20 protein-coding genes and 1 pseudogene are annotated in these 19,339 nt (G+C 71.3%); 9 read left to right on the forward strand and 12 right to left on the reverse strand.

Going from position 1 to position 19,339, the window contains the following annotated elements; translation table 11 throughout:
- Positions 1 to 18: 18 nt before the first annotated feature.
- The 4 genes from ACFYST_RS09890 to coxB form a co-directional block, all read right to left on the reverse strand.
- Positions 19 to 1,293 (reverse strand): Ig-like domain-containing protein, encoded by a 1,275-nt coding sequence (locus ACFYST_RS09890; protein WP_387861181.1) that lies wholly within the window; start codon positions 1,291 to 1,293, stop codon positions 19 to 21.
- Positions 1,294 to 1,464: 171 nt separating this feature from the next.
- Positions 1,465 to 1,881: a cytochrome c oxidase subunit 4 gene (locus ACFYST_RS09895; RefSeq protein ID WP_387643635.1), complete on the reverse strand. Its 417-nt coding sequence runs from the start codon at positions 1,879 to 1,881 to the stop codon at positions 1,465 to 1,467.
- The gene (gene ctaD / locus ACFYST_RS09900) at positions 1,878 to 3,653 is read right to left on the reverse strand and encodes a cytochrome c oxidase subunit I (protein WP_387643632.1); all 1,776 of its coding nucleotides are present in this window, start codon (positions 3,651 to 3,653) and stop codon (positions 1,878 to 1,880) included. Before ctaD ends, ACFYST_RS09895 begins: the two co-directional genes overlap by 4 nt.
- Positions 3,650 to 4,507 carry a cytochrome c oxidase subunit II gene (gene coxB / locus ACFYST_RS09905; RefSeq protein WP_387643629.1) on the reverse strand — a complete coding sequence of 286 codons (858 nt, stop codon included), beginning with the start codon at positions 4,505 to 4,507 and terminating at the stop codon, positions 3,650 to 3,652. The genes ctaD and coxB overlap by 4 nt, the downstream gene beginning before the upstream one ends.
- Positions 4,508 to 4,859: 352 nt before the next feature.
- Between coxB and ACFYST_RS09910 the strand changes: the two genes are divergently transcribed.
- Complete coding sequence (locus ACFYST_RS09910) at positions 4,860 to 6,251, forward strand: cysteine desulfurase/sulfurtransferase TusA family protein (protein ID WP_387861183.1); 1,392 nt, start codon at positions 4,860 to 4,862, stop codon at positions 6,249 to 6,251.
- A gap of 168 nt (positions 6,252 to 6,419) precedes the next feature.
- Here the strand turns inward: ACFYST_RS09910 and ACFYST_RS09915 are convergent, their stop codons facing one another.
- Positions 6,420 to 7,391 carry a carbohydrate kinase family protein gene (locus ACFYST_RS09915; protein ID WP_387643861.1) on the reverse strand — a complete coding sequence of 324 codons (972 nt, stop codon included), beginning with the start codon at positions 7,389 to 7,391 and terminating at the stop codon, positions 6,420 to 6,422.
- A gap of 203 nt (positions 7,392 to 7,594) precedes the next feature.
- Here ACFYST_RS09915 and ACFYST_RS09920 point away from each other — a divergent pair, with 203 nt between their 5' ends.
- The gene (locus ACFYST_RS09920; protein ID WP_387643625.1) at positions 7,595 to 7,810 is read left to right on the forward strand and encodes a hypothetical protein; all 216 of its coding nucleotides are present in this window, start codon (positions 7,595 to 7,597) and stop codon (positions 7,808 to 7,810) included.
- 85 nt (positions 7,811 to 7,895) lie between these two features.
- The gene (locus ACFYST_RS09925; protein ID WP_387861185.1) at positions 7,896 to 8,489 is read left to right on the forward strand and encodes a hypothetical protein; all 594 of its coding nucleotides are present in this window, start codon (positions 7,896 to 7,898) and stop codon (positions 8,487 to 8,489) included.
- Between the two features lie 68 nt (positions 8,490 to 8,557).
- Here ACFYST_RS09925 and erpA read toward each other — a convergent pair whose 3' ends face one another.
- On the reverse strand, positions 8,558 to 8,911 hold the full coding sequence (erpA, locus tag ACFYST_RS09930) for an iron-sulfur cluster insertion protein ErpA (RefSeq protein ID WP_387643620.1): 354 nt from the start codon (positions 8,909 to 8,911) through the stop codon (positions 8,558 to 8,560).
- Positions 8,912 to 9,116: 205 nt separating this feature from the next.
- Between erpA and ACFYST_RS09935 the strand changes: the two genes are divergently transcribed.
- Complete coding sequence (locus ACFYST_RS09935; protein WP_387643617.1) at positions 9,117 to 9,998, forward strand: GNAT family N-acetyltransferase; 882 nt, start codon at positions 9,117 to 9,119, stop codon at positions 9,996 to 9,998.
- 23 nt (positions 9,999 to 10,021) lie between these two features.
- Here the strand turns inward: ACFYST_RS09935 and ACFYST_RS09940 are convergent, their stop codons facing one another.
- The 3 genes from ACFYST_RS09940 to ACFYST_RS09950 all read right to left on the reverse strand — a co-directional run bounded on the left by ACFYST_RS09940 (position 10,022) and on the right by ACFYST_RS09950 (position 13,018).
- Positions 10,022 to 11,389 carry a pyridoxal phosphate-dependent decarboxylase family protein gene (locus tag ACFYST_RS09940; protein ID WP_387643615.1) on the reverse strand — a complete coding sequence of 456 codons (1,368 nt, stop codon included), beginning with the start codon at positions 11,387 to 11,389 and terminating at the stop codon, positions 10,022 to 10,024.
- A gap of 137 nt (positions 11,390 to 11,526) precedes the next feature.
- Complete coding sequence (locus ACFYST_RS09945; RefSeq protein WP_387643612.1) at positions 11,527 to 11,988, reverse strand: Lrp/AsnC family transcriptional regulator; 462 nt, start codon at positions 11,986 to 11,988, stop codon at positions 11,527 to 11,529.
- A gap of 103 nt (positions 11,989 to 12,091) precedes the next feature.
- On the reverse strand, positions 12,092 to 13,018 hold the full coding sequence (locus ACFYST_RS09950; protein WP_387861187.1) for an NADP-dependent oxidoreductase: 927 nt from the start codon (positions 13,016 to 13,018) through the stop codon (positions 12,092 to 12,094).
- 186 nt (positions 13,019 to 13,204) lie between these two features.
- Here ACFYST_RS09950 and nadA point away from each other — a divergent pair, with 186 nt between their 5' ends.
- Positions 13,205 to 14,386, forward strand: a complete 1,182-nt coding sequence (gene nadA / locus ACFYST_RS09955; RefSeq protein ID WP_387643608.1) for a quinolinate synthase NadA — start codon at positions 13,205 to 13,207, stop codon at positions 14,384 to 14,386.
- Between the two features lie 87 nt (positions 14,387 to 14,473).
- On the opposite strand, the gene ACFYST_RS09960 is transcribed toward nadA, so the two are convergent.
- Positions 14,474 to 14,767 (reverse strand): hypothetical protein, encoded by a 294-nt coding sequence (locus ACFYST_RS09960; RefSeq protein ID WP_387643605.1) that lies wholly within the window; start codon positions 14,765 to 14,767, stop codon positions 14,474 to 14,476.
- A gap of 27 nt (positions 14,768 to 14,794) precedes the next feature.
- The gene (locus ACFYST_RS09965; protein WP_387643602.1) at positions 14,795 to 15,571 is read right to left on the reverse strand and encodes a PspA/IM30 family protein; all 777 of its coding nucleotides are present in this window, start codon (positions 15,569 to 15,571) and stop codon (positions 14,795 to 14,797) included.
- 219 nt (positions 15,572 to 15,790) lie between these two features.
- On the opposite strand from ACFYST_RS09965, the gene ACFYST_RS09970 reads away from it, so the two are divergent.
- Positions 15,791 to 16,390, forward strand: a complete 600-nt coding sequence (locus tag ACFYST_RS09970; protein WP_387861189.1) for a DUF3043 domain-containing protein — start codon at positions 15,791 to 15,793, stop codon at positions 16,388 to 16,390.
- A 203-nt stretch (positions 16,391 to 16,593) separates the two neighbouring features.
- Complete coding sequence (locus tag ACFYST_RS09975; protein WP_387643597.1) at positions 16,594 to 17,286, forward strand: class I SAM-dependent methyltransferase; 693 nt, start codon at positions 16,594 to 16,596, stop codon at positions 17,284 to 17,286.
- Between the two features lie 11 nt (positions 17,287 to 17,297).
- Here ACFYST_RS09975 and ACFYST_RS09980 read toward each other — a convergent pair whose 3' ends face one another.
- Complete coding sequence (locus tag ACFYST_RS09980; RefSeq protein WP_387643594.1) at positions 17,298 to 17,495, reverse strand: hypothetical protein; 198 nt, start codon at positions 17,493 to 17,495, stop codon at positions 17,298 to 17,300.
- 107 nt (positions 17,496 to 17,602) lie between these two features.
- Between ACFYST_RS09980 and cobU the strand changes: the two are divergent.
- Positions 17,603 to 18,151: pseudogene (cobU, locus tag ACFYST_RS09985) on the forward strand (bifunctional adenosylcobinamide kinase/adenosylcobinamide-phosphate guanylyltransferase); the annotation flags it as partial.
- 11 nt (positions 18,152 to 18,162) lie between these two features.
- Positions 18,163 to 19,281, forward strand: a complete 1,119-nt coding sequence (locus tag ACFYST_RS09990) for a nicotinate-nucleotide--dimethylbenzimidazole phosphoribosyltransferase (RefSeq protein ID WP_387861191.1) — start codon at positions 18,163 to 18,165, stop codon at positions 19,279 to 19,281.
- Positions 19,282 to 19,339: the final 58 nt, after the last annotated feature.

Consider the following 19,339-nt stretch of genomic DNA (forward strand, 5'->3'; position numbering starts at 1 on the left):
GACCTCGCCGCGGTGCCGCTACCGCCCCGCGCCCGGGGCGCTGAGGTCGGGGACGGGTGCGGTGTTCGTCCCGCCCGCCGGCTCCGCCGTGTTCACCGGCTTGCCGAGGGCGCTGTGCTTGACCCACTCGTCCCAGTCCACGTTCCAGTCGCCGAAGCCGTTGCCGAACGGCTCCATCTCATGGCCCATGCTGTTGACCACCTGTACGAGGTCGCCGACCCGGGTGTTGTCGAAGAACCACTTCGCGTCGTCGGTGCTCATGCCGGTGCAGCCGTGGCTGACGTTCTCCCGGCCCTGCGCCCAGGTCGACCAGGGCGCCGCGTGGACGTACTCACCGCTCCAGGTGACCCGGGTCGCCCACTTCACGTCCAGGTCGTAGGACTCGCTGCTGCCGTTCGGTATGCCTATGGTCTCGCCGCTCATTCGGACGTCGGCCTCCTGTCCGAGCACGACCTTGACGCCGTTGCGGGTGTCGAAGCCCGGCTTGCCGGTGGTGACCGGGATGGTCCTGACCACCTCGCCGTTGCGCTTGTACGTCAGCTCGTCGCTGTCCGCGTCGATGACCGCCTCGATCCGGTCGCCGGTCCGCAGCGCCAGACTCTTCTCCTCGCCGCCGTAGATGCCGTCGGCTATCCGGATGCCGGGCAGGTCGTAGGCGAGCTTGACGGTGGTGTTGGACGGCCAGTAGTCCTCCGGGCGGAAGTGCAGGTTCTGGTCGTCCACCCAGTACCAGGCGCCGGTCACGGCGGGCTGCGAGGTGACGGTCAGACCGCGTTCTATCTGCTGCCGGGCCGCCGGGTCGGTGACCTTCTCGGACAGCGTCACGGTGAGCGGCTGGCCGACGCCGTAGACGCCGCTGCCGGAGCTGTCGGGGCCGAGTTCGGCGCTGACGACGTGCTCCGCGGGCGTGGTGGTGAAGGTGGAGTCCGCCTCGCCGTGGCCACCCTTGCCGTCCTCGGCGGTCACCTTGACGGTGTATCCGGCGCCGGCCCGGAGCGGATCGGTGGTCTCCCAGTGCTGCTGGTCGGCCGAGAGCTGTCCGGCGACGGGCTTTCCGTCGGGGCCGGTGACGGTGATCTCGCCGAGCTTGGCGGCGCCCTCCGTGGTGATGCTGAACGCCTTCGCAGGGTCGGCCTTCTCCCCGGCGGCCGACGTGTGGATCAGCGGTGCCACGTCGATCTGGTGGGGCGAGTGCTTCGCGGACGAGCCGCTGGTGGAACAGGCCGCGGCCGGTGTGATCATCAGCAGGGCGACCAGCGTGGTCCGGGTACTGACTATCCGAGAGCCCTTCAACGGAACCTCCCAGGTTGGAACCTGCCTCGAAGCGTAGGAAGGCGTCACCCCGGCGGCACTCCGGGTAACCCGCGCGGGGGAATTTCAGGAAGGACGCCCCAACGCCGGCGGGCCGGGCACTCCCCGAGGGGAGTACCCGGCCCGCCGTACGGCTTGCTCGATCCGGAACCCTTACTGGTTCTGGTTCTCGCCGCGGTAGAACTCGAAGACCCAGCCGAACAGGCCGATCAGGATGACCGGGATCGACCAGAACAGCAGCCACCAGCCGAAGATGACGCCCAGGAAGGCCAGCGCGCCACCGAGGGCCAGGGAGAGCGGCTGCCAGCTGTGCGGGGCGAAGAAGCCCAGCTCGCCGGCGTCGTCCGAGACCTCGGCCTCGGGGTTGTCACCCGCACCGGTGTCCACCCGCTTGGCGGTGAACGCCAGGTAGAAGCCGATGAAGGCGCACAGGCCGAAGGCCAGGAACAGCGCGGTCGTACCGGCGGCCTCCAGGCCGTGGTCCGACTTGGTCGTCCACACGAAGTACGTGATGGCGATGGCCAGCGTGAAGACGGCCAGACCCGCGAAGATCTTTCCCTGTTCCTTCATCGGGCGTCACTCTCCTTGCCCTTGCCCAGGGACGGGCGGTCGTACTGCGCGGGCGTGACACCCTCGAAGTGCTTCGCCGTCTCGCCGTGGTTCTCGAGGTAGTCCAGCGCGGCGATCTCCGGGTGGTGCAGGTCGAACGCCGGGGATTCCGAGCGGACACGCGGCAGCGTGGTGAAGTTGTGCCGCGGCGGCGGGCAGGAGGTCGCCCACTCCAGCGAACGGCCGTAGCCCCACGGGTCGTCGGTGGTGACCTTCTCGCCGTACTTGGCGGTCTTCCACACGTTGTAGAGGAACGGCAGCATCGACAGGCCGAGCAGGAACGAGCCGACGGTCGACACCGTGTTCAGCGTGGTGAAGCCGTCCGAGGCCAGGTAGTCGGCGTAGCGGCGGGGCATGCCCTCCGCGCCGAGCCAGTGCTGGACCAGGAAGGTGGTGTGGAAGCCGAAGAACAGCGTCCAGAAGGTGATCTTGCCGAGGCGCTCGTCCAGCATCTTGCCGGTCATCTTCGGCCACCAGAAGTGGAAGCCGGCGAACATCGCGAAGACGACGGTGCCGAACACCACGTAGTGGAAGTGCGCGACGACGAAGTACGAGTCCGAGACGTGGAAGTCGATCGGCGGGGAGGCGAGCAGCACACCCGTCAGACCACCGAACAGGAAGGTGACCAGGAAGCCGACCGTCCAGAGCATCGGGGTCTCGAAGCTCAGCGAGCCCTTCCACATGGTGCCGACCCAGTTGAAGAACTTCACACCGGTCGGGACCGCGATCAGGAAGGTCATGAACGAGAAGAACGGCAACAGAACCTGGCCGGTCACGTACATGTGGTGCGCCCACACCGTCACCGAGAGGCCGGCGATGGCGATGGTCGCGGCGATCAGGCCGGAGTAGCCGAACATCGGCTTGCGGCTGAAGACCGGAATGATCTCCGAGACGATGCCGAAGAACGGCAGCGCGATGATGTAGACCTCGGGGTGACCGAAGAACCAGAACAGGTGCTGCCACAGCATGGCGCCACCGTTGGTCGGGTCGAAGACATGTGCCCCGAACTTGCGGTCCGCCTCCAGGGCGAACAGCGCGGCGGCCAGCACCGGGAAGGCCAGCAGGATCAGCACGGCGGTCAGCAGGGTGTTCCAGACGAAGATCGACATCCGGAACATCGTCATGCCGGGGGCGCGCATGCAGATGATGGTGGTGATGAAGTTGACCGCACCGAGGATGGTGCCGAAGCCGGAGAAGGCCAGGCCCATGATCCACATGTCGGCGCCGATGCCGGGCGAGCGGACGGCGTCCGACAGCGGCGAGTAGGCGAACCAGCCGAAGTCGGCGGCACCCTGCGGGGTCAGGAAGCCCGCCACCGCGATGATCGAGCCGAACAGGTACAGCCAGTAGGCGAACATGTTCAGACGCGGGAACGCGACGTCGGGGGCACCGATCTGGAGCGGCATGATCCAGTTGGCGAAGCCCGAGAACAGCGGGGTGGCGAACATCAGCAGCATGATCGTGCCATGCATGGTGAACGCCTGGTTGAACTGCTCGTTCGACAGGATCTGGGTACCCGGCCGGGCGAGCTCGGCGCGCATGATCAGGGCGAGCACGCCACCGATCAGGAAGAACGCGAACGAGGTCAGCAGGTACAGGCTGCCGATCGTCTTGTGGTCAGTGGTGGTGAGCCACTTGATGATCGTGTTGCCCGGCTTGCGCACACGCGGAGTCCCCGAGGTGACTGCCCCGGCTCCCCCAGCTGCCGCGGCGGGCTCGTTGAGGATGGTCACTTCACTTCACTACTTCCCGTGGGGAGGATGCCTGCGGGAACCGCGCCGGCCTGGCCCTTGTCGCGGAGTTCCTTCAGGTGCGCCTCGTACGCGTCGTGCGAGACGACCTTCACGTTGAAGAGCATCCGCGAGTGGTCGACACCACAGAGCTCGGCGCACTTGCCGCGGTAGGTGCCGTACGCGGTCGGGGTCACCTCGAACTCGTTGACCACACCCGGGACGACGTCCATCTTCATCAAGAAGTTGACGGGCCAGAAGTCGTGGATGACGTCGTTGGAGGTCAGCTTGAACTTCACCGACTCGTTGATCGGCAGGTAGAGGGTCGGAGCCTCCTTGGTGCTGCCGACCTCGTACGCCGCCGTGGTGCTCGACGGGTCAGGGATCTCGCTGTTCTCGTAGTTGAACGCCCAACTCCACTGGAAGCCCACCACGTTGATGGTGTGCTGGGGCTTCTCGGAGACCTTCGTCAGGGTGGACTCGTCGCGCGCGACGAAGTAGAACAGCACCGAGACGATGACGAGGGGGACCGCGGTGTACAGCGCCTCGATGGGCACGTTGTACCGGGTCTGAGCAGGGACCTCCACCTTGGTGCGGCTGCGCCGGTGGAAGATCACGCTCCAGAGGATCAGACCCCACATCAATGCACCAACAACCAGAGCCGCGATCCACGAGCCCTGCCACATGTGAAGGACCAGCGGGCCTTCCTTGGTGACGGGACTGGGGAGGCCAAGCCTGGGCAGGTCGTTGGCCGAGCAGCCGGTGGCGGTCGCGATGACGAGGCCCAGTGCCAGCGCCTGAGGCAGCTTCCGCCGCATCGTGCGCCGCGGCGAGCGGTCGGAGCCGTTGGGACTCACGTAGCGCCTTCCCGAAGTCTCGCCCGCGAACGCACCACCCTCAGGAGTCCTTGTCTGGTCTCCCCGGCGGTCCGGCCACGGGCACGGTTTGAATGCTTATGCGGGCCAAACGCTACTCCATCCTTATGCGGCACTCACGGGCAGCCCCCGCTAACGCGCCGCCCGGCTACCCGATCAGCCCCCGAGGGGTGAAGCGCCCCGGAAGGGCGGACGGAGTCGCAGGTCATGGCGGACTTCTGAGCCTCCCACGACCGAACGGGCGACCGCACTGCGACACGCGGGTGACGGGCCGTCGGCTCCCTCGGAAGCCGGGAGGAATCCCCCCGTATGGGGCGTCGTCTACGGTGGCCCCGTGCCCTACTTCGACGCCGCTTCCACCGCTCCGCCGCACCCCGTCGCCCGGCAGGCGCTGCTCGCCGCCCTCGACGAAGGCTGGGCCGACCCGGCCCGGCTGCACCGCTCCGGCCGGCAGGCCCGCATGCTGCTCGACGCCGCCCGGGAGACCGTCGCCGAGGTCCTCGGCGCCCGGGCCGACGAGATCGTCTTCACCGCATCCGGCACCCAGGCCGTCCAGTTGGGCATCCTCGGGACCCTGCGCGGCAACCGCCGTCGCGGCGCCCACCTGGTGCACTCCGCGGTCGAGCACTCCGCCGTGCTGCACACCGCCGAACGCTGGGAGGCCGACGGCGGCAGCGCCACTGCCGTCCCGGTCGACCGTCACGGCCGCGTCGACGCAGCCGAGTTCGCCGCCGCGCTGCGGCCGGACACCGCGCTGGCCGTCCTGCAGTCCGCCAACCACGAGGTCGGCACCCTGCAGCCGGTCGCCGAGACCGCCGCACTCAGCGGGGACGTCCCGCTGCTGGTGGACGCCGCGCAGAGCGCCGGCCGGCTGCCGGTGCCCGCCGGCTGGTCGGTGCTGACGGCCAGCGCCCACAAGTGGGGCGGCCCGGCCGGCGTCGGGGTGCTGGCCGTCCGCAAGGGCGTCCGGTACGTCTCGCCGCTGCCCGCCGACGACCGGGAGAACGGCCGGGTGCCGGGCTACGTCAACGTCCCCGCGATCGTGGCCGCCGCCGCGTCGCTGCGGGCGGTCCGGGCCGAGGCCGAGGCCGAGAACGCCCGGCTGCGCGCCCTGGTCGAACTGATCCGGCACCGGGTCCCGCAGCTGATCCCCGAGGTCGAGGTGGTCGGCCACCCCGAACTCCGCCTCCCCCACCTGGTCACCTTCTCCTGCCTGTACGTGGACGGCGAGGTGCTGCTCGGCGAACTCGACAGGGCCGGCTTCGCCGTCAACTCCGGCTCCTCCTGCACCTCGAGCACGCTGACGCCCAGCCACGTCCTGGCCGCGATGGGCGTCCTCACCGAAGGCAACGTCCGCGTCTCGCTCCCGCCCGGCACCGCCACCGCGGACGTGGAGCACTTCCTCGACGTACTCCCCCGCGTCGTCGCCGACATCCGCGCCCCGCTCGGCCTGGACCTCCCCGCCCCGGCCACCACCAGCGACGCGCTGGTCCTCGACACCCTCGGCAAGCGCTGCCCGCTGCCGATCATCGAACTCGCCAAGCGCATCCCCGCCGTCGCCCCCGGCGGCCGCATCGCCGTCCTCTCCGACGACGAAGCGGCCCGCCACGACATCCCCGCCTGGTGCGACATGTGTGGCCACACCTACGAGGGCGAAACCCCGGCCACCGAATACGGTGCCGACCACGGCACCGCATACCTGGTGGTCAAAGCGACGGAGGCATAAAAAGGGGCTCGGGGAACGGCGAGGCCATGACTGCTGGCGGTCGGAGCCCATCGGGAGGTCGTGCTGCGTCGGGTCAAAGACAGGAACCCGAAACAACCCGACGCTCTACGCCCCGTTGCTCACCAGCAGTCTCGGCCCCGCCGTTCCCCGGGCCCCTGAAAGACAGACTTACAGGTTGCCGCGGATCTCGGCCGCCGCGTCCGCCCCGTAGGCCGCCTCGAAGCGCTCCAAGAAGTGGCCGCCGCGCAGCTCGTACTCCTGGGTGCCGACGGTCTCGATGACCAGGGTCGCCAGCATGCAGCCGACCTGCGCGGCGCGCTCGAGGCCGAGGCCCCAGGAGAGGCCCGCGAGGAAGCCGGCCCGGAAGCCGTCGCCGACGCCGGTGGGGTCGGCCTTGCGCTCCTCGGCGGCGCAGCCGACCACAATGTCGGGCTCGCCCTCGCGCTGGATGCGGACGCCCTTCGGGCCGAGGGTGGTGACCCGGGTGCCGACGCGGCTCAGGATCTCGTCCGAGGACCAGCCGGTCTTGGACTCGATCAGCGCAGCTTCGTACTCGTTCGTGAACAGGTAGGCCGCGCCGTTGACGATCTCCCGGATGTCGTCGCCCTCGAGGCGGGCGAGCTGCTGGGAGGGGTCGGCGGCGAAGGCGTAGCCGCGGGTGCGGCACTCCTGGGTGTGCCGCACCATCGCGGCGGGGTCGTCCGCGCCGATCAGGACCAGGTCGAGGCCGCCGACCCGGTCGGCGATCGGCTTGAGCTCGATGTTGCGGGCCTCGGCCATCGCGCCGGTGTAGAAGGACGCGATCTGGTTGTGGTCCTGGTCGGTGGTGCACATGAACCGGGCGGTGTGCCGGGTCTCGGAGATGTGCACGGACTCGGTGTCGACGCCGTGGCGGTCGAGCCAGCTGCGGTACTCGGTGAAGTCCGCGCCGGCCGCGCCGACCAGGATCGGGTGCAGGCCGAGGACGCCCATGCCGAAGGCGATGTTCGGGCCGACGCCGCCGCGCCGGATGTCCAGGGTGTCGACCAGGAACGACAGGGACACCGTGTGCAGCTGTTCGGGGACCAGCTGGTCGGAGAAGCGTCCGGGGAAGGTCGTCAGGTGGTCGGTGGCGATCGAGCCGGCGACGGCGATGCGCACGGGGTTCTCCTCGGGCTGCCCGGCGGTGGCCGGAGCGGCGGACATCAACTCACCTAAGGTACCCGCCCGATCCGGTACTACCCATGGGTAGGCCTGTTGCGGGTGGCCGGAGCGTCCTAGGGTCGCGAGTACGGGGGCCGGACGCGGCCCCCGTCCAGTCCGCGGTGCCGTGGCCGCGGCGCGGCGATCGGAGCTGGTTCCGCATGGTGATCGATCACTCCCCCCGCCAGCTGTTCACCGGCGCGTACGACGTCGATGCCGAGTCGCTGGCCGATCTGCTGGACTCCTCGCGCCGGCTGGGCCGGTTCTGGCCGGCCACCGGTCCGGGTCCGGTGCGGTCGGTGCCGACGGTGTTGGGCGTCGAGGTACCGGTGGAGGCCCGCCGGGTGGTGGCGGGGATGCCGGAGTTCGGCGAGTAGCGGGAACCGGTTTCCTCCCGGGCACGTCAAAGCGACGCGGTGCCGCTCCAGCGGCGCCGCGTGACCCCCGGGAGGAACGCAGATCATGGACGACAGGACCGCAGCCGTCTCCGCCAAGCCCTCGCACGCGCGCCGGACCGTCCTGGCGCTGGCCGCCGCGTCCCTCGCCGCCGGGCTGCTGACCGCGTGCGGCAGTTCCGGCACCCCGGCGATCGCGACCGGATCCGGCCCGACCGCGGCCACCGACGCGACTCCCGGCCCGGGCACCGCGGCCCCGGACTCGCCGTCCGCCACCCCGTCCGCCGGTACCGGCAGCAGCCCGCAGTCCTCGCCGACCAGCCCGGGGATCGCCGTCGGCGAGCACCCGCCGACCGCGGTGAAGATCCCCGTGACGGGTTACCGGCAGGACAGCCCCACCCAGTTGACGGTGTTCTACACCGCCGGGGTGTGCGACAAGTACGGGGTGCGTCTGGAGGAGGACGCCCCGCCGACCGTGAAGCTGCGGATCGTGGTCACCAAGACCGCCGAACCCGGCAAGGCCTGCCCGCAGCTGATGAAGGAGCAGGAGGCGACGGTCACCCTGCCCCGGCCGATGAACGGCGGCGGCGTGGTGGACACCGCGACCGGCGACCAGGTGCCGCCGCAGACCGGCGGGGTGGGAGCCGGCGGCCCGCGCTGACCCCGGAAAGCCCCGAGGGCGGCCCCCCTGGTGGGGAGCCGCCCTCGTCGTTCGCGCCGTAATAGGGCTTAGCTGAACGAGTCGCCGCAGGCGCAGGAGCCGGTGGCGTTCGGGTTGTCGATGGTGAAGCCCTGCTTCTCGATGGTGTCGACGAAGTCGACGGTGGCGCCGCCCAGGTACGGGGCGCTCATCCGGTCGGTGACGACCTTGACACCGTTGAAGTCCTTGACGACGTCGCCGTCCAGCGAACGCTCGTCGAAGAACAGCTGGTAACGCAGGCCCGAGCAGCCGCCGGGCTGCACGGCGACGCGCAGAGCGAGGTCCTCGCGGCCCTCCTGCTCCAGCAGGCCCTTGACCTTGGCCGCGGCGGCATCGGTGAGGAGGATGCCACTCTCGACGGTGGTCTCGTCCTGGACGGTCATGCTTACTCCCGGTCTGTGACGACTGTGATCCGCCAGTGCCAACCAGCGGCCTCCCGGATTCATTTCCGGAAGGTGGTGCGTTCGGGGGACATTTTTCGTCGCCCACTCCCCCACGTATCCCATGCTCGCACACCGGGCGGGGGCGGTCACCGGTCGCTCGGCCAAACCGCTACCGCCCGCACGGCGGGCACAGCAGGATGTGACGGTGATCATTCGTCAGCTGAGAGACACCGCCGAGGACGCCGAAGCAGTGAACCGGGTCTCCCGGGCGGCGTTCCGCGACCTGGACGGCCGGCCGGCGGACGCCGAGCCGGAGCCGGCGGACGCGCCGTCCCGGATCCGCCGGCTCGCGCGTTCGCGGCACCTGGCCGTCACCGACCCGCAGGGGTGCTGGATCGCCGAGCAGGACGGTGAGCCGGTGGGGGCGGCGCTGTCGCTGCGCCGTGAGGGCGTGTGGGTGCTGGCGCTGTTCGTGGTGCTGCCGTCCGCGCAGGGGCAGGGCGTGGGGCGGCTGCTGCTGGAACGGGCCGCCGCGTACGGGCGGGGCTGTCTGCGCGGGATGCTGTGCGCCTCGCCGTCGCCCGCGGCCGCGCGCCGCTACCGGGCGGCCGGGTTCACGCTGCACCCGACGATGCGGCTGACCGGCCGGGTGGACCGGGAGCGGCTGCTGGACCCGGGGGACATTCCGGTGCACGCGGGCAACGCCTCGCACCTGCACCTGCTGGACTCGGTGGACCGGCGGCTGCGGGGCGCGGCGCACGGCCCGGACCACGCGTTCATGCTGGCGCACTTCGAGGAGCTGCTGATCGCGGACACCCTGGCCGGCACCGGCTACTGCTACCGGGACGGCGGCACCGTCCAGCTGGTGGCCGCCACCTCGAAGCGGATCGCCGCCCGGCTGCTGCGGGAGGCACTGGCCCGGGTGCCGGAGGGCACCGACGCGGACGTGGAGTTCCTGACCGCCGAGCAGGAGTGGGCGGTGGACGTGGGCCTGGACCTGGGGCTGTCGCTGACCACCCGCGGCTACCTGGCGGTCCGCGGGATGCGCCCACCGGCCCCGTACATCCCGAACGGCGGCTACCTGTAGCCGCCGTTCGGTCCGCCGACCGGTCAGCGCATGGTGTCGAGGATCTCCTGGACCATCTCCATGGTGGTGCCGGGGTGCAGGAAGGCGAACCGGGCGACCGTCTCGCCGTCCCAGCCGGTGGGGGTGACGAAGCCGATCTGGTCGGCGAGCAGCTGCCGGGACCAGCGGTAGTAGTCGTCGTGGGTCCAGCCGGTGCGGCGGAAGCAGACCGCGGACAGCTGCGGGTCGTGGAGCAGTTCGAGGTGCTCGGTGTCGCGGATCAGCTGCGCGGTGTCCTGGGCCAGCCGCAGGCCGGTCTCGATGGCGTCGGTGTATGCCTGGACGCCGTGGACGGCGAGCGAGAACCAGAGCGGGAGGCCGCGGGCGCGCCGGGTGAGGTGGTAGGCGTAGTCGGTGGGGTTCCACTCGTCGCCCTCGGTGTGCAGGACGTCCAGGTAGCCGGCGTCCTGGGTGTGCACGGCGCGGGCCAGGCGCGGGTCGCGGTAGAGCAGCGCGGCGCAGTCGAACGGGGCGAACAGCCACTTGTGCGGGTCGACCACGAAGGAGTCGGCGTGCTCGATGCCGTTGTAGCGCTCGCGCACCGAGGGGGCGAACAGTCCGGCGCCGCCGTACGCGCCGTCCACGTGGAACCAGAGCTCGCGTTCGCGGGCGACCTCGGCGATGCCCTCGAGGTCGTCGATGATGCCTTCGTTGGTGGTGCCGGCGGTGCCGACCACGGCGATGACGGTCTCGGGGTGCGGGTCGGCGTCGAGGGCGGCGCGCAGGGCGGCGCCGGTGAGGCGGCGGTCGACGGCGGGGACGGGGAAGGCCTCGACGCCGATGATGTTGAAGGTGTTCTTGACCGAGGAGTGCACCTGGTCGGCGACGGCAATCCGCAGCCGGGCGTCCGGACCGACGCCCAAGCGGCGGCGGGCGGTGTCGCGGGCGACCACCAGCGCGGACAGGTTGCCGGCCGAGCCGCCGGAGACGAAGACGCCACCGGCGGTGGCGGGCAGGCCGGCCCGGTCGGCTATCAGCCGCAGCACCTGGTTCTCGGCGGCGATCGCGCCGGCCGCCTCCAGCCAGGAGATGCCCTGCAGGGAGGCGCAGGAGACCACCATGTCGAACAGCAGGGCGGCCTTGGTGGGGGCGCACGGGATGAAGGACAGGTAGCGCGGGCTGTCGGCGGAGATGACGGCGCGGGACAGCTCGTGGTCGTACAGCTTGAGCACGTCGGCGGGGTTGTTGCCGTGGTCGTTGAGCAGTCCGGCAAGGACTTCCCGCAGGTGGGCGCCGTCGCCGGGGTGGTCGAGCGGCACGGGGTCGTACTGCAGCCGTTCGCGCATGTAGTCGAAGACCAGCTCGACCAGTTCGGCGTCCGGCTTGTGCATGCGGTCGGGGGCTGCGTACACGGGTGTCCTCTTCGCTGCTGCGGTGCGTGGGGGTCATGATCAGCGTAGGCAGCGGTGCCGGGCGGGCGCGCGTCGGAACGGGGCCGGTCAGGGCCGGTTTCGTGCGTGTTCGAGGGGGGCCGCGCAGGATTCCTGCGTCAGATCAACTGAGAGAGCACGACCGAGGAACGGCTGCGCTGGACGCCGGGCTCCTTGCGGATGCGTTCGATGACGGCTTCCAGGTGGCGGGTGTCGGCGGCCCGCAGGTGGACCAGGGCGTCGGGGTCGCCGGTGACCGTCCAGGCGGCGGCGACCTCGGGAAACTGGCGCAGCGAGGCGAGCAGTTCCTCGGGCGAGGTGCGGGCCCGGCAGTAGACCTCGACGAACGCCTCGGTGCCCCAGCCGAGCAGCGCGGGGTCGAGCACCACGGTGAAGCCGCGGACCACGCCGCGCGCCCGCAGCCGGTCGATGCGGCGGCGGACGGCGGTGGCGGACAGGTTGGTGAGCAGCCCGATCTCGGCGTAGGAGGCGCGGCCGTCGCGGCTGAGGTGCTCCAGCAGCAGGCGGTCGGTGTCGTCGAAACCCGCCTGGCCGAGGTCGGGCGGCCGGTGGGTGCTCATGGCGGGGCTCCACGGGTGGTACGGGTGTGAGGGTGGGTCGAGCCGCGGCCCCCGCACAGGGGCGGACTCTGCGGGCCCATTCTCGCCGACGCCGGGTGTCCGTTCAGTCCACCAGCAGAACGATCTTGCCGCGGGTGCGCCCTTCCGCGTTGAGGGCCTGGGCGGAGGCGGCCTGGCCGAGCGGGAAGGTGGAGGCGACCGGGACGGTGAGCAGCCCGTCGTCGGCGAGCCGGGCGACGGCGGCGAGGTCGTCGGGGTCGGGGCGGGTCCAGATGTAGTGGCCGCCGAGCCCGGTGACCCGGTAGTCGACGGTGGAGGCGATCCGGGCCGGGTCCTTGACCAGGGCGGTGGAGACGTCGAGGGCGTCGCCGCCGACCAGGTCGAGCACCGCGTCCACCCCGTCGGGGGCGAGGGCGCGGACGCGTTCGGCCAGGCCCTGGCCGTACTCGACGGGTTCGGCGCCGAGGCCGCGCAGGTAGGTGTGGTTGTGCGGCCCGGCGGTGCCGATCACCCGGGCCCCGAGGGCGGTGGCGATCTGGACGGCGAGCGAGCCGACGCCGCCCGCCGCGGCGTGGATCAGCACGCTCTCGCCGCGGCGCAGCCGCAGTGCGTTCACCAGCGCCTGTTGCGCGGTGAGCCCGGCGGTGGGCAGGCCGCCGGCCTCGGCCCAGCCGAGCGCGGCGGGTTTGCGGGCCAGCGTGCGGACGGGGGCGGCGACGAGTTCGGCGTAGGTGCCGTAGCCGATGACGTCCTTGCGGACGTAGCCGATCACCTCGTCCCCGGGCCGGAACTCGGTGACGGCCCCGCCGACCGCCTGCACCACGCCGGCCAGGTCGAAGCCCATGATCAGCGGGAAGCACACGTCGAGGATGCCGTCGAGGTGCCCTTCGCGGATCTTCCAGTCGACGGGGTTGACGCCGACCGCGCGGGTGCGGACGAGTACGGAGTCGGGGCCGACCTTGGGGTCCGGGAGCTCGGTGTACTCGACCACGTCGGGTCCGCCGTAGCGGTTGATCGCGATTGCCTTCATGGGTCCAGCCAACCGGGGGCACGGCAGGTTCTCGCGCGGGAAGCATCCATCCCGGTGAGCGGTTCTCGTCACATCGACAGAATGGCCATCGTCAGGCTGACGAGAACCGGTTATCATAGATAGCGTCAGATAGACGAGAAGGCTGTGTTCGGGAACGATCCGGCCGCATCAGGAGGGCAGCCGCCCGTGACCACCACCACCGAGACCTACGGCGTCGACCCCACCGCCTCGCCGCTCGCCCTGCTGCTGCTCGGCCGGGAGGCCGACCCGAACAGCGAGCGCGGCGTGGAGTGCCCCGGCGATCTGCCCGCCGCCTCCGACCCGGACCTGGTGGCGCGCGCCCGCGCCGCCAAGGAGAAGCTGGGCGACCGGGTCTTCATCCTGGGCCACCACTACCAGCGCGACGAGGTCATCGAGTTCGCCGACGTCACCGGCGACTCCTTCAAGCTGGCCCGGGACGCCGCGGCCCGCCCGGAGGCCGAGTACATCGTCTTCTGCGGCGTGCACTTCATGGCCGAGTCCGCCGACATCCTCACCTCCGAGCGCCAGCAGGTCGTGCTGCCGGACCTCGCCGCGGGCTGCTCGATGGCCGACATGGCCACCGCCGAGCAGGTCGCCGAGTGCTGGGACGTGCTCACCGACGCGGGCATCGCGGACGTCACCGTCCCGGTCTCGTACATGAACTCCTCCGCCGACATCAAGGCCTTCACCGGCAAGCACGGCGGCACCATCTGCACCTCCTCCAACGCCAAGCGGGCGCTGGAGTGGGCGTTCGAGCAGGGAGAGAAGGTGCTGTTCCTGCCGGACCAGCACCTGGGCCGCAACACCGCGGTGCTGGAGATGGGCTTCGCGCTGGAGGACTGCGTCCTCTACAACCCGCACAAGCCGAACGGCGGCCTGACCGCCGAGCAGCTGCGGGACGCGAAGATGATCCTGTGGCGCGGCCACTGCTCGGTGCACGGCCGGTTCAACCTGGACTCGGTCAACGAGGTCCGCGAGCGGATCCCCGGCGTCAACGTCCTGGTGCACCCCGAGTGCCGGCACGAGGTGGTCACCGCCGCCGACCAGGTCGGCTCGACCGAGTACATCATCAAGGCGCTGGACGCCGCCGAGCCCGGCTCCAAGTGGGCCATCGGCACCGAGCTGAACCTGGTCCGCCGCCTGGCCAAGGCGCACCCGGACAAGGAGGTCGTCTTCCTCGACCGCACCGTGTGCTTCTGCTCCACCATGAACCGGATCGACCTGCCGCACCTGGTGTGGGCGCTGGAGTCGCTCGCCGAGGGCCGGGTCCCGAACGTGATCACGGTGGACGCGGAGACCGAGAAGTACGCCAAGGCCGCGCTGGACCGCATGCTGGCCCTGCCGTAACGGTTCGCCGCAAGCCGGCTTCGGGCACGCGAGAGGGCGGGCACCCCCTGGGGGGTGCCCGCCCTCTCGTCACGAACGGCGCCCGAACTACTCCGGGATGCCCGGGATCAGACCGTCACCCTCGGCACGCAGCAGCTCGCGAACCTGCTCCAGGGACGCCTCGGCGTCCGGCAGGATCAGGTCCGACGGCTCCAACGACTCCGCCGGCACCGGCGTACCGACCTCCCGGACGGCCGCCAGCAGGCTGCCGAGAGCGGCCTTGAAGGCCTCCTCGTCGCCCGCCTCGACGGCCTGAAGCAGATCGTCGTCCAGCTGGTTCAGCCGGTTCAGGTCGCCCTCCGCGACCTCGAACTGCCCCTCACCCAAGACCCGCATGATCATGCTGGTGCGTCTCCCCTGCTCGCGGGCTTACTTGCGGTAGTTGATGGTGGGCGGCGGCGGGGTGTCGTTCTTCCCCTGCTCGATCGCCTGCGGCTGCGAGGCGGGGGTGCCGCCCGTCAGCTCGGCCTTCATCCGGGCCAGCTCCAGCTCGACGTCGCTGCCGCCGGCCACCCGCTCCAGCTCGGCCTCGATGTCGTCCTTGCGGCCGAGGCCGCTGGCGTCGTCGAGCGCGCCGGAGGCCAGCAGCTCGTCGATCGCGCCCGCGCGGGCCTGCATCTGCGCGGTCTTGTCCTCGGCCCGCTGGATCGCCAGGCCGACATCGCCCATCTCCTCCGAGATGCCGGAGAAGGACTCGGCGATCCGGGTCTGCGCCTGGGCGGCGGTGTAGGTGGCCTTGATGGTCTCCTTCTTGGTGCGGAAGGCGTCCACCTTGGCCTGGAGGCGCTGGGAGGCGAGCGTGAGCTTCTCCTCCTCGGCCTGCAGGGCCTGGTACTGCGTCTCCAGGTCGGTGATCTGGGACTGCAGGTTGGCCTTGCGGCTGAGCGCCTCGCGCGCCAGGTCCTCACGGCCGAGGGACAGCGCCTTGCGGCCCTGGTCCTCGTACTTGGAGGACTGCTGCTGCAGCTGCGTCAGCTGGAGCTCCAGGCGCTTGCGGGAGGTGGCCACGTCGGCGACGCCCCTGCGCACCTTCTGCAGCAGTTCCAGCTGCTTCTGGTAGGAGTAGTCGAGCGTTTCGCGCGGGTCCTCCGCCCGGTCCAAGGCCTTGTTCGCCTTGGAGCGGAAGATCAGCCCCATACGCTTCATGATTCCGTCGCTCATGGGCCTCGATAGCCCCCTTCTTCGGGCCTGGGTTTGCGTCTCGTGACAGGTCGAGTGTATGCGCGACGGGGTCCCCGGCGCAGTCCACCAGCCAGCAACAATGCTGCTACAGCGAGCGGCCGTTCGGCATCGTCCTCACGATCGATATCGGTTCGCATCCGGGGCCGGGCCGGAAAGCGGCCGGTCAACCCGTACGCTGGGAGTGTGTTTCGACGCCGCTCCGATGACTCCGCCGCCTCCTCGTCCGTCACGTTGACGAAGGAGGAAGAGCGGCTGCCCCGCGACCCGCAGGCCCCGAAGGGCCGGCCCACGCCCAAGCGCAGTGAGGCCGAGGCCCACCGGAAGACCCGGGTCTCCGTTCCCAAGGACCGCAAGGAGGCCGCCAGGCAGGCCCGCGAGCGGATGCGCGCCGAGCGCGAGAAGCAGCGCACCGCGCTGCTCGAGGGTGACGAGCGCGCCCTGCCGGCCCGCGACAAGGGCCCGGTGCGGCGCTACGTCCGCGACTTCGTGGACTCCCGCTGGGCCGCGGCCGAGTTCTTCCTGCCGTACGCCGTCGTGGTGCTGGTGCTCAGCATCACCAAGGTGCAGTCCCTGCAGCTGATGTCCACGCTGCTGTTCATGATCTTCTTCGTGGTGGTCATCCTCGACTTCGTCCGGCTCGGCTTCACGCTGCGCAAGGGCCTCGCCGAGCGCTTCCCGAACGACAACACCCGCGGCGCCGTGATGTACGGCCTGATGCGCACCCTGCAGATGCGCCGCCTGCGGCTGCCCAAGCCCATGGTCAAGCGGGGCGAGCGGCCCTGACCGCGGAAGCGGTTCCGCCGTACTGGGCCCCGCCGGCGCAGCAGCCGGTCGGGGCCTTCGGCACGCCGGGCATCCCCGCCCAGCACGGGCTGCCGCGCGGCCGGCACGGCCGGCTGCCCGCCCGCGGCGGGCCGTACCACAGCGGGGCCGGCGAATGGCTGGAGCGGCACGGCGGACTGCACAACCTGGTCCGCCAGGAACTGGTGACCCGTCAGCTCGCCGAACAGCTCACCCGCGGCACCGCGCTGCGAGTGCTGGACGTCGGCTGCGCCGAGGGCACCCAGGCGCTGCGCCTGGCCCGCGCCGGGCACTTCGTCACCGGCATCGACCCGGACCCGGAGATGCTCGCCGTCGTCCACGAGGCGCTGGCCGCCGAACCGCCCGAGGTCCGCGACCGGGTCCAGCTGCTCACCGGCGACGGCCACCAGGTCGGCCGCTGGTTCGGACCGCGCAGCTTCGACCTGGTGCTCTGCCACGGCACCCTGATGTACCTGCCCGACCCGGACCCGATGCTCGCCTCGGTGGCCCGCATCCTGGCCCCCGGCGGGCTGCTCTCCCTGTTGGTCCGCAACGGCGACGCGCTGGCCATGCGGGCCGGGCTGACCGGCGACTGGCGGGCCTGCCAGGAAGCCTTCGACAGCACCCGCTACACCAACCGCCTCGGCCTGCCCGCCCGCGCCGACCGGCTCGCCGAACTCTCCACCACGCTCGCCGAGTTCGCCGTCCCCGTCCGCCACTGGTACGGGGTGCGGGTGTTCACCGACACCATGCCGGACGAGGCCGCCCCGGTGGACGGCCGCCAGCTCGGCCAGCTGCTCGACGCCGAGGAACGGGCCGGCAAGCAGGACCCGTACCGGCACGTCGCGGCGCTGCTGCACGTGGTCGGCGCCAAGTAGCGCGACGGGCGTCAGCCTTCGTGCAGGCTCATCGGGTAGATGTCGCGGCCGTCCTCGACCAGCACCACCCGGTCGACGCCGTCGTCCAGCAGCGTCTTCCACTCCTCGCCGATCCAGGTCTCCGCGTCGCCCTGGCTGGAGAACTCCTCGGCGCCGTCCTGGGCCACCACGGCGCCGTCGCTCTTCTCGTACCGCCAGGTCCACACCATGCCGGGCTCCTCTGGGTCAACGCTGCTGCTGAAGGGTTGCGACAGTAGCGTGCCCAGCTGGGATACGGGCATGCGCCGTCCGGCAGGATGATCGCATGGCACTCCCCCGCACCCTGCTGCTCGGCGGCGCCCGCTCCGGCAAGTCCACCCACGCCGAACAGCTGCTCGCCCCGCATCCCGACGTCCTGTACGTCGCCACCTCCGGCACCCGCGACGGCGACACCGACTGGGCACACCGCGTCGCACTGCACCGCTCCCGCCGACCCGACGGCTGGCGCACCGCGGAGACCTGCGAGCTGGAAGCCGTGCTCGCCGACGACACCGACCCCGCACCGGTACTGATCGACTGCCTGGCGCTGTGGCTGACCGCCGTGATGGACGAGCACGACGCCTGGGACGACGAACGGTGGACGGCCGGCGGCCGGGAGGCCGTCGAAACGCGCTGCGCGGCACTGGCCGCGGCCTGGGCCGCCACCCGGCGAACCGTCGTCGCGGTCTCCAACGAGGTCGGCATGGGCGTCGTCCCCGCCACCGCCTCCGGGCGGCGCTTCCGGGACACCCTCGGACGACTCAACATGGCCGTCGCCGACGCCTCCGAGCAGGTGCTGCTGGTGGTCGCCGGACAGGTGCTGACCATCAAAGCGGTGGCCGTGTAGATTGCCGAGCGATGGACACCACCGTGGATCTCGACACTTTCTCCTCGCTCGTCGAACGGCCTGACGAGAGTGCGCGGCGCGGCGCCGAGGAGCGCTGGCAGCAGTTGGCCATGCCGCGCGGCGGCCTGGGCCGGCTCCAGGAGCTGGCGGCCTGGCTGGCGTCCGCGCAGGGCGAGGCACCGACCCGCCCGCTGCGCAACAGCCGGGTCCTGCTGTTCGCCGCCGACCACGGCGTCGCCTCGCTCGGCATCTCCACCCTCGACGCCCGCGGCGGCACCGCCGACCGGGTCCGCGCCGTGCTCGACGGCACCGCGCCGGTCGCCGTACTGGCCCGCCGCTACGGCGCGGACGTCCGGGTGGTCGACATCGCGGTGGACGCCGACCCCGCCGAGTTCCCCGAAGAGGTCGTCCGCCACCGCGTCCGGCGCGGCTCCGGCCGGATCGACATCGAGAACGCGCTCAGCCTCGACGAAGCCACCCGGGCCTTCCGGGCCGGCATGGCCGTCGCCGACGAAGAGGCCGACGCCGGAACCGACCTGGTCCTGCTCGGCGACCTCGGCGTCGGCTCCACCACCGTCGCCGCCGTCCTGATCGGCGCCCTCTGCGGCACCGACGCCGCCGCCGTCACCGGCCGCGGCTCCGGCATCGACGACCGGGTCTGGATGGTCAAGTGCGCCACCATCCGCGACGCGCTGCGCCGGGCCCGCCCCGTACTCGGCGACCAGCTCGCGCTGCTCGCCGCGACCGGCGGCGCGGACTTCGCGGCGATCACCGGGTTCCTGCTGCAGGCCGCCGTTCGCAAGCTCCCCGTCGTCCTCGACGGGGTGGTCACCGCGGCCTGCGCGCTGGTCGCCCAGCGGATCGCCTTCCGCGCCCCCGAGTGGTGGCAGGCCGCCGCGCTCACGGGCGAGCCCGCCCAGGCCAAGGCGTACGACCGCCTCACCCTGACCCCGCTCCAGGACACCGGCGTCACCATGGGCGAGGGCATCTCCGCGGTGCTGGCACTGCCGCTCCTGCAGGCCGCGACCGACACCCTCGCCGAGCCGACGGCCGTCCCGAGCGCGAAGCCGCTGCCGCCGCGGGCACCGGCGAAGCTGCCTACGGCGGCGGAGCTGCTGGGCCGGTACTAGCGCAGGCGGGCGCGAGAACAGGGGCGCGTGGGGGTACCTCCCGGCCCGCCAGGGCTGG

Source organism: Kitasatospora sp. NPDC004614 (assembly GCF_042873675.1).
Classification (GTDB): Bacteria; Actinomycetota; Actinomycetes; order Streptomycetales; family Streptomycetaceae; genus Kitasatospora.

What these genes read in the sequence shown, in the direction of transcription:
- erpA (WP_387643620.1), bottom strand. Translation starts at nt 8,911, where the DNA reads ATGACCGTCCAGGACGAGACCACCGTCGAGAGTGGCATCCTCCTCACC.
- ACFYST_RS09965 (WP_387643602.1), bottom strand. Translation starts at nt 15,571, where the DNA reads ATGAAGCGTATGGGGCTGATCTTCCGCTCCAAGGCGAACAAGGCCTTG.
- ACFYST_RS09960 (WP_387643605.1), bottom strand. Translation starts at nt 14,767, where the DNA reads ATGATCATGCGGGTCTTGGGTGAGGGGCAGTTCGAGGTCGCGGAGGGC.
- ACFYST_RS09980 (WP_387643594.1), bottom strand. Translation starts at nt 17,495, where the DNA reads ATGGTGTGGACCTGGCGGTACGAGAAGAGCGACGGCGCCGTGGTGGCC.
- ACFYST_RS09950 (WP_387861187.1), bottom strand. Translation starts at nt 13,018, where the DNA reads ATGAAGGCAATCGCGATCAACCGCTACGGCGGACCCGACGTGGTCGAG.
- ACFYST_RS09945 (WP_387643612.1), bottom strand. Translation starts at nt 11,988, where the DNA reads ATGAGCACCCACCGGCCGCCCGACCTCGGCCAGGCGGGTTTCGACGAC.
- ACFYST_RS09895 (WP_387643635.1), bottom strand. Translation starts at nt 1,881, where the DNA reads ATGAAGGAACAGGGAAAGATCTTCGCGGGTCTGGCCGTCTTCACGCTG.
- ACFYST_RS09925 (WP_387861185.1), top strand. Translation starts at nt 7,896, where the DNA reads ATGGACGACAGGACCGCAGCCGTCTCCGCCAAGCCCTCGCACGCGCGC.
- ACFYST_RS09990 (WP_387861191.1), top strand. Translation starts at nt 18,163, where the DNA reads ATGGACACCACCGTGGATCTCGACACTTTCTCCTCGCTCGTCGAACGG.
- ACFYST_RS09920 (WP_387643625.1), top strand. Translation starts at nt 7,595, where the DNA reads ATGGTGATCGATCACTCCCCCCGCCAGCTGTTCACCGGCGCGTACGAC.